Consider the following 13,231-nt stretch of genomic DNA (forward strand, 5'->3'; position numbering starts at 1 on the left):
CTCGCGCAATTCACGGCGCAATATGGGCCAGTTCATCCGCTGGGTGCTCTTGTTCGGCGGCGGCATCCTCATGGTCATGCCGATCGTGTTCATGATCTCGACCTCGCTGAAATTTCCCTTCGAGGTCTACAATCTGAACCTGATCCCCGAAGAGCCGACAATCGAGAACTACACCTATGTTCTCGAAGACGGACGCTTCTACGGCTGGTTCATCAACTCGCTGGTCATTGCCATCCTCACCACCGTGTCGGCCGTCTTCTTCGACGCGCTGGTTGGCTACGCGCTCTGCAAGTTCAAGTTCCCCGGCCGCTATCTCGTCTTCATCGCCATCCTGTCGACGCTGATGATCCCGACCGAGATGCTGGTCATCCCGTGGTATCTCATGAGCAAGAGTTTTGGCTGGCTCGACACCTATTGGGGCATCATGTTCCCGGGCGTCATGACCGCCTTCGGCACCTTCCTCATGAAGCAGTTCTTCGAGACCGTTCCCGACGATTTCCTGGAGGCTGCGCGCATCGACGGGCTGAACGAATTCCAGATCTGGTGGCAGGTGGCCATGCCGCTCGTGCGCCCCGCCCTTGCCGCCCTGGCGATCTTCGTCTTCCTCGGCAACTGGACCGCCTTCATCTGGCCGCTGATCGTCACCAACTCTGCCGAGATGTACACGCTGCCGGTCGGCCTCTCGAGCTTTGGCGACGAGGTGGACGTGGCCTGGGAACTGATCATGACGGGCGCCGCCATCTCCACGCTGCCGACGCTGGTCGTCTTCCTGATCTTCCAGCGCTTCATCATCCGTGGCGTCGTCATGGCCGGCCTCAAGGGATAAGTGAACGATGAGTCTCAACGAGAAATTTCCCCATCCCGTCTACAAGGACACGGTGCTTGCGCCCCTCTTTGAAGGCGTGAAGGCCAATTATGTGGGTGCGTTCCGCGCCATCAACCGGGCGCATCTGGTGATGCTCACCGAAACGGGCATCCTGACGCGTGAGGACGCCGCCCGCATCGCCGGCGCGCTCATCGACATCGACGGGACTGTCGATGTCGACGCCCTCACCTATACCGGCGAGGTGGAAGACTATTTCTTCCTCGTCGAGGCCGAGCTGAAGAAGCGGCTTGGACCGGATCTCGCAGGCATGCTGCACACGGCCCGCTCGCGCAACGACATGGACCACACGGTCTTCAAGCTCACATTGAAGGCCCACGCCGACACGCTGATCGAAAAGGCGCAGGCCCTCGCCTCCGCCCTGATCGCCAAGGCTGAAGCCGAGCGCGACACGCTGATCGTTGCCTACACGCACGGCCAGCCGGCACAGCCCTCGACCTTCGGCCACTATCTGTCGGCAGCCGTCGAAGTGCTTCTGCGCGACATCGAGCGCCTTCAGGCGGCCCGCGCCAATATCGACCATTGCCCGATGGGCGCAGCCGCAATCACCACCAGCGGCTTCCCCATCGACCGCGCCCGCATGGCCGATCTGCTGGGCTTCTCCGAGCCGCTGCGCAATTCCTATGGCTGCATCGCCTCGGTCGACTATGTCACCGGCCTCTACAGCGCGATGAAGCTGACCTTCCTGCATCTTGGCCGCCTGATCCAGGACATGCAGTTCTGGTCGGCCTTCGAGGTGGGACAGCTCCATGTACCCGGCAGCCTCGTACAGATCTCCTCGATCATGCCGCAGAAGCGCAATCCGGTGCCCATCGAGCACCTGCGCCATCTCGCTTCCATGACCTGCGGTCGGGCCGATGCGGTCGTCAACACGATGCACAATACGCCGTTCACCGACATGAATGACAGTGAGGGCGAGGTTCAGGTGGCCGGCTATGCGGCTTTCCAGAGCGGCGCGCGCGTGCTCGACCTTCTGGCAGCCCTGATCAGCGCCGTTTCCATCGATGGCGAGCGCGTGGCCAGAAACATCGACGCCGCCTGCATCACCGTGACGGAACTGGCCGATACGCTGGTGCGCCGCGAGAACCTGTCCTTCCGGCAGGCGCATGAGATCGCAGCCGCCACGGCCCGCGCCGTCATTGCCGCCGGCAGGCCCCTCGCCGAAGGGTTCGAGGCGTTCTCCGAAGCCTTTACGGGCCTGACCGGCCGCGACAGCACGCTCGACCGCGCAGCCTATGGCGAAGCCGTCAGCGCGCGTCATTTCGTGACGGTGCGCGAACGTTTCGGCGGTCCCGCGCCCAAAGCCATGAACGAGGCGCTTGAAACCTACCGCGCCACGCTTGCCAGCCTTTCAGAACAACAGGCCGCGGCCCTTGCCCGCGCTGCCAATGCCGGGGCCGCGCTCGACGCCGCCTTTGGCGCACTCTTGCAGGAGTAGACCCTTGGCCACACTCAACCTTCGCAAACTCGTCAAAACCTATGGCAAGGTCGAGGTGCTGCACGGCATCGACCTCGATGTGGCGGATGGCGAATTCGTCGTCTTCGTCGGCCCTTCGGGCTGCGGCAAATCCACGACGCTGCGCATGATCGCCGGCCTCGAAGAGGTTACCGGCGGCGAGATCCACATTGGCGACCGCCTGGTCAACAATCTGGAGCCCAAGGACCGCGACATCGCGATGGTGTTCCAGAACTACGCCATCTATCCGCACATGTCCGTGCGCAAGAATATCGGTTTCGGCCTGCGCACCTCCAAACTCTCGAAAGAGGACAAGGACAGGCGCATTGACGAGGTTGCCGCCATTCTCGGCATGACCGACCTTCTCGAGCGCCGTCCCAACCAGCTCTCCGGTGGTCAGCGGCAGCGTGTCGCCATCGGCCGCGCCATGGTGCGCGACCCTGCCGTCTTCCTGTTCGACGAACCGCTCTCCAACCTTGATGCGCAATTGCGCACGCAGATGCGGCTTGAGATCAAGAAGCTGCATCAACGCGTTGGAAACACAATTATTTTCGTGACCCACGACCAGGTTGAAGCCATGACCATGGCTGACCGTATCGTGATCATGAAGGACGGCTATATCCAACAGGTCGGCACACCGCTGGAGGTCTACCACAAGCCCGCAAATACCTTTGTCGCCCAGTTCATCGGCGCGCCCTCCATGAACATGCTGCCGGGCACCTGGAACGGCAATGGCGTGAAGCTCGGCGACGGTCTCGGCATCGAACTGCCCCACCGCAAGGCCACCGAAGGCGCTGACGTGGTGGTCGGCGTGCGTCCGGACGATCTGGTCGTGACCGGCGACAAGGGCCTCTTCTCCGGCAAGGTCAACATCGTCGAGCCGCTTGGCGCGGACACGCTGGTCTATGTCGGCGTGAATGGCTACGAAGTGATCGCCAAGGCGTCCGGCCGTGAGCCGCCGAAGCCCGGCGAGACGGTCAACCTGACGGCCAGCGCCGGCGAGATGCATCTCTTCGACGCGAAATCCGGGGAGGCCCTGCCGTGACGCGAGCCAAACGCTCGGGCCGCGTTTTGAGTGTGGGCCGACTTTACTGCGACCTTATCTTCACCGAACTGCCGAAGATGCCGACACTCGGCGAAGAGGTGTTCGCCGGCGGCCTGTCGATCAAGCCCGGTGGCGGCGCGTTCATCACCGCAGCCTATGTGGCCGCTCTCGGCCGCCCGGTTTCGCTCGCCTCGGCGCTTCCATCCGGCCCCTTTGCCAGCGCCCTGATGGCCGACCTTGAGGCAAGCGGCGTCGACCTTTCGGCATCGGAGGAAACCCCGGCCAATCTCGATCCGCAGATCACGGTCGCCATGGCGTCGGGCCTGGAACGCGCCTTCCTGACGCGCCGCGCCGGCCCCGCCGTACCCGGGGCTTTCGATGCGGCGGTTGCAAGCGGCGCGTTTGCGCATCTCCATATCGGCGAGCTTGCCACGCTGGTCGAAGCGCCCGACCTCATCGAGAAGGCGCGTTCGGCGGGCCTGTCCGTTTCGCTGGACTGTTCGTGGGACGATGCGGTGCTCGCGCGCGACGATCTGGCCGGGCTGATTTCCGCCGTGGACATCTTCCTTCCCAACGAAACGGAGGCAGAGCGGCTTGGCATTCTGAAGGCGGCAACCCCGCCCGCCCCGCTCACAATCGTGAAGCGTGGGCCGGATGGCTCCATCGCCATCACGGCGGAGGAAACCGTTTCCGCACCGACAAAGCCCGTGGATGTAATCGATTCCACCGGTGCGGGCGACGCATTCAACGCTGGCTTCATCGACGCCTGGCTTGCGAAACTGCCGCTAAAACAGTGCCTTGAAGCGGGCAATCGATGTGGCGCTGAAGCCGTGATGCGTGTTGGCGGAGCCTCGGACCTGCCAGACCTCAGCGCCCTTGCGCAAGAGGCCGAAGCTTGAGAGAGCCACTCACTGCGCCTAAACCTCGTCGGGCAGCACATCGCCGCGCGCACGCGCCTTGAGCCTTGCATAGCTCATCGCCACATGCGCCCGGCGCACCTGCCCGACCGTTTCCAGCGCCCCGCACGAAACCGCCGTGGCGATGTCTGAGATTTCGCGCAGGAAATAGTCCGTTTCGCTGGCAAGCGCTTCTTCATGGCGCTCAAGACCGGCCACCGTCTTCAGCCAGAAGCGCGTGGTCTGGTAGTAGAGCCGTTCGGAAAACTCCCGCAGCGGCTCGTTCTCCGTGAGCGTCATCAGGAGATCCAGAAAATCCATGTTGAGCTGCGCGAAGGTGCGCTGGTCCGGCGCTTTCGCCAGCGCCTCGCAGCGCCGCCGCATGACATCGAAAGCCTCGATGGTCTCCGCGTCCGGCACGATGGGCGAAAGCCGGCCGATCAGTTCGGAAAGCTCCACGCGCAGCCGGTAGACCTGCTCGAGCGAGGCGCTGTCGATATCGGTCACCATCGTGCCAACACCGTGCACCGAGCGCACATAGCCTTCGTCTTCAAGCCGCGCCAGAACGCGCCGGATCGGCGTGCGGCTGGTTTCGAATTCCTCCGCGAGGTCTTCTTCACGCAGCCGCATGCCCGGCGGGTAATCCAGAAGACAGATCCGGGAGCGCAGCAGCGCATAGATCCGCTCGAACCGCGCCCGTCCCTCGCCTGTCATCGTTTTTGCTCCATCGTCCTCAGCTCATCCTTTTTCCCAGCCGCTCGAGCATCCCAAGACACTGGTCGAGTTGTTCGATGGAAACGAACTCGTCCGCCTTGTGGGCCTGCTCGATGGAACCCGGCCCGCAGATGACGGACGAGATGCCCGCCTTCTGGAAGAGCCCGGCCTCTGTGCCGAACGCCACCACTTCCGCTTCGGTAAGACCGGTCAGCTCCGAAACGATCTGCCGCGCTTCGGATTCGGTCACCGGCTCCAGCCCGTCCACTTCGCCGATCACGTGGGTCACGATGTCGGCGTCCTCAAACACGGCGCGCATCGCCGGTTTCAGTTCCAGCTCTGCATAGGCGCGAATGCGGTCTTTTACAAAGTCCGCATCCTCGTTGCGCACCGGCCGCATCTCCCATTCCACAGAACAGTGATCGGCAATCACGTTGCGCGCAGCACCGCCCGAGATCGTCCCCACCTGAAGCGTCGTCCAGGGCGGGTCAAACCGGTTGCCGAGCGGCGCCCGCGTCTTGAGTTCCTCGGCAATCGCCATCAGGCGCGTGATATAGCGCACCGCATATTCGACCGCATTGACCCCGCGCTCCGGCCCGGAGGCATGGCCCGCAAGGCCACGGAACTCGGTCGTGTATTCAAAACAGCCCTTGTGCCCCTCAATGATGCGCATCATGGTCGGCTCGCCGATAATGGCGACGGACGGGCGGATTTCGGCCCGTTCCAGCTCCTCCACCAGCGCCCGCGCACCGAAGCACCCCACCTCCTCGTCATAAGTGAAGGCGAAATGCAGCGGCCGTTTCAGGTCGAGCCCGGCGTAGTGCGGGGCCATGGCGAGACAGCAGGCGATAAACCCTTTCATGTCGCATGTGCCGCGCCCATAGAGATTGCCGTCGCCCATGCGCAGCGCAAACGGATCGCCGGTCCACTCCTGCCCGTCCACCGGCACGACATCGGAATGGCCGGAAAGGACGATGCCGCCATCGCCCTCCGGCCCGAGCGTGGCGAACAGGTTCGCCTTGTGCCCGCCTTCATCCAGCGTCACCGAAAGCCGCGCGCCCAATGCGCTCAGCATTTCGCTGGCATAGGCGATCAGTTCCAGATTGCTCTCTGCCGAAATGGTGGGAAACCCCACCAGATCGGCCAGAATGCGCGTCGTGTTATCAAGCCTTTCAGTGCGCATGGATCACGACTTCACGATCAGTTCGCGCGGACGGCGGCACAGCGCCTCGGCCGGACCGTCTTCCGTGATCAGGATGCTCTCGGTGATTTCGAGCCCCCAGTCGGCCATCCACAGGCCCGGCATGAAATGGAAGGTCATGCCCGCTTCCAGCACCGTCTCGTCCTCGCGGCGCAGCGAAATCGTGCGCTCGCCCCAGTCCGGCGGATAGGAAATGCCGATCGGATAACCGCAGCGCCCGTCACGCGTTATGCCGGCCCGCTCCAGCGCGCCATAGAGCGCATCGGCGATCTGGCCTGCGCGGTTGCCCGGTCGTGCGATCTCAAGCCCGGCCTCGATGCCTTCCACCAGCGCCTTTTCCGCATCCAGCATGTGCTGCGGCGGCGTCCCGAGAAACACGGTGCGGCAGAGCGGCGCGTGGTAGCGGCGATAGCAGCCGGCGATCTCGAAGAAGGTCGCATGCCCCTGTTCGAACCGTCGGCCGTCCCAGGTCAGGTGTGGTGCTGCCGCATCGGAGCCCGTCGGCAGAAGCGGCACGATGGCCGGATATTCGCCCCAGTCGTCATCCACGCCGCGAATGGCGTCCGCATAGATCTCGGCCACCAGGTCGTTCTTCTTGAGACCCGGCTCGATGCGCTCGACAATGCCGTCGATCATCTTTTCCGAAATCCGCGCCGCCCGGCGCATGAAGACGATTTCCTCTTCGGATTTCACCGCGCGCTGCCAGTTCACCAGCGCCGTCGCATCGACGAATGTGGCGTTCGGCAGTTCTTCCTTCAAAACCAGATAGGCCTTGGCGGAGAAGTAATAATTCTCCAGCTCCACGCCGATGCGCTGATTGCCATAGCCGTGAATGCGCAGGATTTCCGCCAGATGCTGCATGGGATGCAACGTGTTGGCCTGCACATAGTGATCCGGATAGCGCAGCACCCTCTCATCATCCATGTAGACGGTGCGCACCGCGCCGTTTCCGTCCATGGCGCGGCCCCACCAGATCGGATCGGCATCCTTGAAGACGATCACGCCCTGATGGACGTAGAACGACCAGCCATCATAGCCTGTGAGCCAGGCCATGTTGGACGGATCTTCCACGAAGAGAACGTCGATACCCTTCGCCTCCATGGCGTTGCGGGTCTTTTCCAGACGCGCGGCATATTCCTGCGCGCTGAAGGGCATTTCGGCTGCTGGCATGGTTCCTCCACCTGAGAAAAGCCGGACGCTGACGCACCCGGACAAACCGTACACCGATCAGGCTCTCCCACCTTGTGTACAACTAATCCATCATCACATTTTTGAACGCCTGAATCGCACAGAAACGACATCAAATGTCGTTGTTCTATTCTCCACTCGGATGATGATGTGTACAAATCCTCAGATCATCATGTATTCGCGCATCACGGGGCGCGCATTACGGGGGCCTTTTCATGTGTCACACGACCTCACGCATTCCGGTCGCGCCCAAATGACGTCGCTCACCCTTGCAGACATTCTGGCCGCCCGTAAACGCATTGCCGGCATCGCCACGCTCGACACGCCTTTGCCGCCCTCGCCCCGTCTCAGCGCCATCGCCGGTGACGATGTTCTCCTGAAGCTCGAAATCGGTCAGGCCACCGGCGCCTTCAAACTGCGCGGCGCGGCGAACGCCGCCCTGAGCCTGCCGGAGAGCACGAAAGGCGTCACCTGCTGCTCGACCGGCAATCACGGCCGGGCCGTCGCCTATGCTGCCCGTGCGCGCGGCTTCCGGGCCGTTATCTGCATGTCGAGCCTCGTCCCCGAGGCCAAGCTTGCCGGCATCCGCGCTCTGGGCGCGGAAGCGCGGATCATCGGCAAGAGCCAGGACGAGGCGCAGGTGGAAAGCCGCCGCCTCGCCGAGGAAGAGGGTTTCCACGAGATATCGCCCTTTGACGATCTCCATGTGATCGCCGGCCAGGGCACGATCGGGCCTGAGCTTCTGGAACAGCGCCCGGACCTTGAGACCGTGCTGATCCCGCTGTCCGGCGGCGGCCTTGCGGGCGGCATCGCCTTTGCGCTCAAGACGATCAAGCCATCGATCCGGGTCGTCGGCATCACCATGGAGCACGGCGCGGCCATGCACGCCTCGCTTGCGGCCGGAAAACCGGTGGCAGTCACCGAAATGGCGAGCCTTGCCGATTCGCTCGGCGGCGGCATCGGGTTCGAAAACCGCCATTCCTTCGCGCTCTGCCGCGATTTCCTCGATGAGGTAATCCTCGTCAGCGAGGAAGAAATCTACCGCGCCATGCAGGTGCACTACCATGAAGACCGGCTGGTCTGCGAAGGCGCAAGTGCGGTGGGCGCGGCCGCTCTGCTTTCCGGAAGGCTGAGCAGGCACCCCGGCCCCACGGCCACGCTCATAACCGGGCGCAATGTCGACATGCAGGTTTTCACCGACATCGTGTCTGGCCGGGCGGTGCAGCTCGGCGACACAACGCTCAAGGGACACATCCATGCCGCATGACATTCTCGTTCTGACCGAAGCCGATCTGCGCAAGGCCGTCCGGCTGGACCTCGAAGCGATCGACGTGGTGGAAGAAGCCTTCCGCGCGCTCGCCTCGGGCGCGGTCATCATGCCGCCCATCCTGTCCATGGACATTCCGCAGGTTCATGGCGAGGTGGATGTGAAGACCGCCTATATTCCCGGCTTCGACGGGTTCGCCATCAAGGTCAGCCCCGGTTTCTTCGACAATCCGAAAATCGGCCTGCCAAGCCTCAATGGCCTGATGATCCTGTTTTCGGCGAAAACCGGGCTGGTGGAAGCGCTTCTGCTCGACAATGGCTTTCTCACCGATGTGCGCACCGCTGCCGCCGGCGCGGTCGCCGCCCGCCATCTGGCCCCGTCGAGTGTCGAGACCGCCGGCGTCATGGGAACCGGCGTGCAGGCCCGCCTGCAAATGATCGCCGCCCATCAGGTGCGCCCCTTCTCCCGTCTTCTCGTCTGGGGGCGCGATGCAGAAAAGGCAGAAGCCTGCGCAGCCGATCTGGCCAAAACCCTCGGCATCGACGTGAAAGCTGAAGCAGACCCGGCCCGTCTCGTTGCCGAAAGCCAGCTTGTCGTCACCACCACGCCCGCGCGCGATCCGGTTCTGATGGCCGACTGGCTTCATCCGGGCCTTCACGTCACGGCCATGGGATCCGATCAGGAAGGCAAGAACGAGTTGCAGCCGGCAGCGCTTTCCCGCGCCGATCTCTATGTCGCCGACCGTGTGAGCCAGTGCGAAAAACTGGGCGAACTGGCGGCAGCGATCCGCGCCGGCGACTGGAATGGCGGCAGGCCCGCAGAGCTCGGCGAGATCGTGACCGGAGCCAGAACCGGTCGCACCGGAGACGACCAGATCACCATTTGCGACCTCACCGGAACCGGCGCGCAGGACACGGCCATCGCCACCCTGGCGCGTGAACGGGCCTTGACAGCGGGAGCCGGTACGACGATCCAGAGCTGACCATGCTCAAGCTCGACGACCGCGATCTCAAAATCCTCGGTATCCTTCAAAGGGAAGGCCGCATCTCCAAGGCGGCGCTGGCCGAACGGGTGAACCTGACGCCCGCCCCCTGCTGGGAGCGGCTGAAACGCCTTGAAAAGGCGGGGATCATCACCGGTTACCGCGCCGAAGTGGCGCTGGCGAAGCTCGCCCCGCACATCGCCGTCTTCATGGCGGCGGAGCTTGCCGGCCACCGCGCCGAAGACTTCCAGCGATTCGAGCGCAGCGTTCAGGAGATCGATGAAATCACCGGTTGCTGGGCTGTCGGCGGCGGTTTCGACTATATTTTGCAGATCATCGCCCGCGATATCGACACCTATCAGCGTCTGGTCGACCGGCTTCTGGACATGAATGTCGGTCTGGCGCGCTATTTCACCTACATCGTCACCAAGCCGGTGAAGCAGCCGGGCGCGTTCCCGCTTGGCGTTCTGGTGAACACCGACGATACGACACAGAAGGAATAATGGGCGAGCGGCGCGAAGTTCAGAAGAAACGTTGGCGCGCCATGGCAAGTTCATCAGAAAATTTGGCGGCCCGAACGGCATAATTCCAGTCAATCCAAACACTGGAAATCCGCTTGGGAGTGAGCCGATGTCCGCTATTGCAGCCCTTCAGAAAACCGCCCTTTCCGACCTCGCCGATCCGCGTCTTTTCCGCGAATACGCCTATGCGAACGGTCACTGGATCGCCGCCCCCGGCGACCCGGTCGTGGATGTCTTCAACCCGGCCGATGGCGCGCGGCTCGGCTGCGTCCCGGCACTCACCGCCGAGCAGGTCGATGAAACCATCGAAGCGGCTCATGCGGCGTTTCCCGGCTGGGCGGCCCTTCTGCCGCAGGAGCGCGCGCAGATCCTGATGCGCTGGTACGATTTGATCGTCGCCGCCAAGGAGGACCTCGCTCACCTCATGGTTCTGGAGCAGGGCAAACCCCTCTCTGAAGCCCGTGGCGAGATCGATTACGCCGCCTCCTTCGTCTCCTTCTACGCCGAGGAAGCAAAGCGCGTTTCGGTCGAAAGCGTTGCCTCACACCTGCCGGGCGCCGACATGCAGGTTTCGCGCGAGCCATTGGGCGTTGCAGCCCTCGTCACGCCGTGGAACTTCCCCTCCGCCATGCTCACCCGCAAGGCGGCGGCAGCCCTTGCCGCCGGCTGCACCGTGGTCGCGCATCCCTCTTCCGAGACGCCGTTCTCCGCACTCGCCCTTGCCGAGCTGGCCGAGCGCGCCGGCGTGCCGGCAGGCGTCTTCAACGTGCTCACCGGCAAGGCCGCCGAAGTGGTCGGCGCGATGACCGCCTCAACCCGTGTGCGCGCCGTTTCCTTTACCGGCTCCACCGAAATCGGCCGCCTGCTCTACGCGCAGTCCGCGCCGACCATGAAGCGTCTGGTCATGGAGCTTGGCGGCCATGCGCCCTTCATCGCCTTTGCCGATTGCGACCTCGATCACGCGGTCGAGAGCGCCATTTCGGCCAAGTTCGCCACCTCCGGGCAGGACTGCCTTGCCGCCAACCGCTTCTATATCGAGCGCTCCATCTATGACGCCTTCGTCGCCGCATTCGCCCGCAAGGTCGAGGAACTGACGGTCGGCAATGGCCTCAGCGATCCCGATATCGGCCCGCTCATCCATGAGCGCGCCGTTGCCAAGCAGACCGAACAGGTCGCCGATGCGCTCGCAAAAGGCGCACGTCTGGTAACGGGCGGAAACGTGTCGCGGCACGGCCCCACCTTCTTCGAACCCACGGTTCTGGCCGATGTGCCCGAGACCGCGCTCATCTTCCGCGAGGAAACGTTTGGGCCGATTGCCGCCTTCACCCCCTTCGATGACGAAGCGGACGTGCTCAAAAAGGCGAACGACACCGAAACCGGCCTTGCCGCCTATCTGCACACGCAGGACCCGAGCCGCATCGCCCGCCTTTCGCGCGGCCTGGAATTCGGCATGGTCGCGGTCAACCGCACCAAGATCACCGGCGCGCCCATCCCCTTTGGCGGGGTCAAGCAGGCCGGCCTCGAGCGCGAGGGCTCCCGCCACGGGCTGGAAGCCTTCACCAACATCAAATACGTCTGCCGCAACATCGGTTGAGCAGCGCTGACTGACACAGTCTGAGAATAACAGGAGAGTGACATGCTGTTGAAGAACGACCAACTCGACCAGTGGGACCGCGAGGCCTTCTTCCATCCCTCGACCCATCTGGCCCAGCATGCGCGCGGCGAAAGCCCCAACCGCATCGTGACCGGCGGCAACGGCGTCTATATCGAGGACCGTGACGGCAACAGGCTGCTCGACGCCTTTGCCGGCCTCTATTGCGTCAATGTCGGCTATGGCCGCACCGAGATCGCCGACGCCATTGCCGAGCAGGCCAGGGAGCTTGCCTATTACCACGCCTATGTGGGCCACGGCACGGAAGCCTCGATCACGCTTGCCAAGATGATTGTCGACCGCGCGCCGGAGAACATGTCCAAGGTCTATTTCGGCCTCGGCGGCTCCGACGCCAACGAAACCAACGTCAAGCTGATCTGGTACTACAACAACATTCTCGGCCGCCCCGAGAAGAAGAAGATCATCTCGCGCTGGCGCGGCTATCACGGCTCCGGCCTGATGACCGGCTCGCTGACCGGCCTTGAGCTGTTCCACAAGAAGTTCGACCTGCCGCTGGCCCAGGTGGTTCACACCGAAGCGCCCTATTACTACCGCCGCCCGGACCTCGCCATGAGCGAGGAGCAGTTCACCGCCCATTGCGTGGCCGAGCTTGAAGCGCTGATCGAGCGCGAGGGCGCGGACACCATCGCCGCCTTCATCGGCGAGCCCGTGCTCGGCACGGGCGGCATCGTGCCGCCGCCGGCCGGATACTGGGCCGCGATCCAGAAAGTGCTGCGCAAGCACGACATCCTGCTCGTCGCCGACGAGGTGGTGACCGGCTTTGGACGCCTCGGCTCCATGTTCGGCTCCATCCATTACGACATGGAACCCGACCTCATCACCATCGCCAAGGGCCTCACCTCGGCCTATGCGCCGCTTTCCGGCTCCATCGTCGGCAAGAAGATGTGGGAAGTGCTTGAGCGCGGCACGGACGAATACGGCCCCATCGGCCATGGCTGGACCTATTCGGCCCACCCCATCGGCGCGGCAGCCGGCATCGCCAATCTCGAACTGGTCGACAAGCTCGGCCTCGTCAAGAATGCCGGCGAGACGGGCGCTTACTTCGTCAACGCCATGCGTGACGCCATCGGCGCACATGCCCATGTCGGCGAAGTGCGCGGCGAAGGCATGCTGTGTGCAGTCGAGTTCGTGAAGGAGCGTGAGAACCGCCAGTTCTTCGACGCTTCCGAGAAGATCGGCCCGCAGATGGCCGCAGCCCTTCTCGAACAGGGCGTCATTGGCCGCGCCATGCCGCAGGGCGACATTCTGGGCTTTGCGCCCCCGCTCTGCCTGACGCGCGAAGAAGCAGACCGCATCGTCGATGCGACCGCGAAGGCCGTGAAGACCGTCTTCAAGGACTGACCCCGAACTTTCGGCGCTTCGGGTCCCTGCCCCGGAGCGCCGGTTCGCGCTCTTGCCGGGCTTGC

Annotated in this window: 12 protein-coding genes; 9 read left to right on the plus strand and 3 right to left on the minus strand. The window is 63.6% G+C overall.

Annotated elements, in window-relative coordinates; translation table 11 throughout:
* The first annotated feature begins 22 nt into the window (after window positions 1-22).
* The 4 genes from AC4PTT_RS11325 to AC4PTT_RS11340 are packed head-to-tail and all read left to right on the plus strand — an operon-like array spanning window position 23 to window position 4,283.
* Window positions 23-826, plus strand: a complete 804-nt coding sequence (locus AC4PTT_RS11325) for a carbohydrate ABC transporter permease (RefSeq protein WP_371685977.1) — start codon at window positions 23-25, stop codon at window positions 824-826.
* A 7-nt stretch (window positions 827-833) separates the two neighbouring features.
* Entirely contained in the window at window positions 834-2,321 is a 1,488-nt protein-coding gene (gene argH, locus AC4PTT_RS11330) for an argininosuccinate lyase (RefSeq protein WP_492161168.1), read from the plus strand.
* Between the two features lie 4 nt (window positions 2,322-2,325).
* Window positions 2,326-3,384 (plus strand): ABC transporter ATP-binding protein, encoded by a 1,059-nt coding sequence (locus tag AC4PTT_RS11335; RefSeq protein WP_113155079.1) that lies wholly within the window; start codon window positions 2,326-2,328, stop codon window positions 3,382-3,384.
* Window positions 3,381-4,283 carry a carbohydrate kinase family protein gene (locus AC4PTT_RS11340; RefSeq protein ID WP_475077838.1) on the plus strand — a complete coding sequence of 301 codons (903 nt, stop codon included), beginning with the start codon at window positions 3,381-3,383 and terminating at the stop codon, window positions 4,281-4,283. The genes AC4PTT_RS11335 and AC4PTT_RS11340 overlap by 4 nt, the downstream gene beginning before the upstream one ends.
* Window positions 4,284-4,301: 18 nt before the next feature.
* Here AC4PTT_RS11340 and AC4PTT_RS11345 read toward each other — a convergent pair whose 3' ends face one another.
* The 3 genes from AC4PTT_RS11345 to doeA are packed head-to-tail and all read right to left on the minus strand — an operon-like array spanning window position 4,302 to window position 7,365.
* Window positions 4,302-4,994, minus strand: a complete 693-nt coding sequence (locus AC4PTT_RS11345) for a GntR family transcriptional regulator (protein ID WP_113155077.1) — start codon at window positions 4,992-4,994, stop codon at window positions 4,302-4,304.
* Between the two features lie 19 nt (window positions 4,995-5,013).
* Window positions 5,014-6,177, minus strand: coding sequence for an acetylornithine deacetylase (argE, locus tag AC4PTT_RS11350; protein WP_206552658.1), 1,164 nt, complete (start codon window positions 6,175-6,177; stop codon window positions 5,014-5,016).
* Window positions 6,178-6,180: 3 nt separating this feature from the next.
* Window positions 6,181-7,365, minus strand: a complete 1,185-nt coding sequence (gene doeA / locus AC4PTT_RS11355) for an ectoine hydrolase DoeA (protein ID WP_113155075.1) — start codon at window positions 7,363-7,365, stop codon at window positions 6,181-6,183.
* A 271-nt stretch (window positions 7,366-7,636) separates the two neighbouring features.
* On the opposite strand from doeA, the gene eutB reads away from it, so the two are divergent.
* From eutB to AC4PTT_RS11380, 5 genes are all read left to right on the plus strand, one after another.
* Window positions 7,637-8,650, plus strand: a complete 1,014-nt coding sequence (gene eutB, locus AC4PTT_RS11360) for a hydroxyectoine utilization dehydratase EutB (protein ID WP_492161169.1) — start codon at window positions 7,637-7,639, stop codon at window positions 8,648-8,650.
* Window positions 8,640-9,632: a cyclodeaminase gene (locus AC4PTT_RS11365; protein ID WP_492161170.1), complete on the plus strand. Its 993-nt coding sequence runs from the start codon at window positions 8,640-8,642 to the stop codon at window positions 9,630-9,632. The genes eutB and AC4PTT_RS11365 overlap by 11 nt, the downstream gene beginning before the upstream one ends.
* Window positions 9,633-9,634: 2 nt before the next feature.
* Window positions 9,635-10,135, plus strand: coding sequence for an Lrp/AsnC family transcriptional regulator (locus AC4PTT_RS11370; RefSeq protein ID WP_206547646.1), 501 nt, complete (start codon window positions 9,635-9,637; stop codon window positions 10,133-10,135).
* 127 nt (window positions 10,136-10,262) lie between these two features.
* Complete coding sequence (locus AC4PTT_RS11375) at window positions 10,263-11,747, plus strand: NAD-dependent succinate-semialdehyde dehydrogenase (RefSeq protein ID WP_492161171.1); 1,485 nt, start codon at window positions 10,263-10,265, stop codon at window positions 11,745-11,747.
* Window positions 11,748-11,792: 45 nt separating this feature from the next.
* The gene (locus AC4PTT_RS11380) at window positions 11,793-13,166 is read left to right on the plus strand and encodes an aspartate aminotransferase family protein (RefSeq protein WP_113156287.1); all 1,374 of its coding nucleotides are present in this window, start codon (window positions 11,793-11,795) and stop codon (window positions 13,164-13,166) included.
* Window positions 13,167-13,231: the final 65 nt, after the last annotated feature.

Source organism: Nitratireductor sp. WH36-1 (assembly GCF_058725515.1).

Coding starts and splice junctions, on each gene's coding strand:
- eutB (WP_492161169.1), top strand. CDS start 7,637: ATGACGTCGCTCACCCTTGCAGACATTCTGGCCGCCCGTAAACGCATT.
- AC4PTT_RS11345 (WP_113155077.1), bottom strand. CDS start 4,994: ATGACAGGCGAGGGACGGGCGCGGTTCGAGCGGATCTATGCGCTGCTG.
- doeA (WP_113155075.1), bottom strand. CDS start 7,365: ATGCCAGCAGCCGAAATGCCCTTCAGCGCGCAGGAATATGCCGCGCGT.
- AC4PTT_RS11370 (WP_206547646.1), top strand. CDS start 9,635: ATGCTCAAGCTCGACGACCGCGATCTCAAAATCCTCGGTATCCTTCAA.
- AC4PTT_RS11325 (WP_371685977.1), top strand. CDS start 23: ATGGGCCAGTTCATCCGCTGGGTGCTCTTGTTCGGCGGCGGCATCCTC.
- AC4PTT_RS11375 (WP_492161171.1), top strand. CDS start 10,263: ATGTCCGCTATTGCAGCCCTTCAGAAAACCGCCCTTTCCGACCTCGCC.
- argH (WP_492161168.1), top strand. CDS start 834: ATGAGTCTCAACGAGAAATTTCCCCATCCCGTCTACAAGGACACGGTG.
- argE (WP_206552658.1), bottom strand. CDS start 6,177: ATGCGCACTGAAAGGCTTGATAACACGACGCGCATTCTGGCCGATCTG.
- AC4PTT_RS11365 (WP_492161170.1), top strand. CDS start 8,640: ATGCCGCATGACATTCTCGTTCTGACCGAAGCCGATCTGCGCAAGGCC.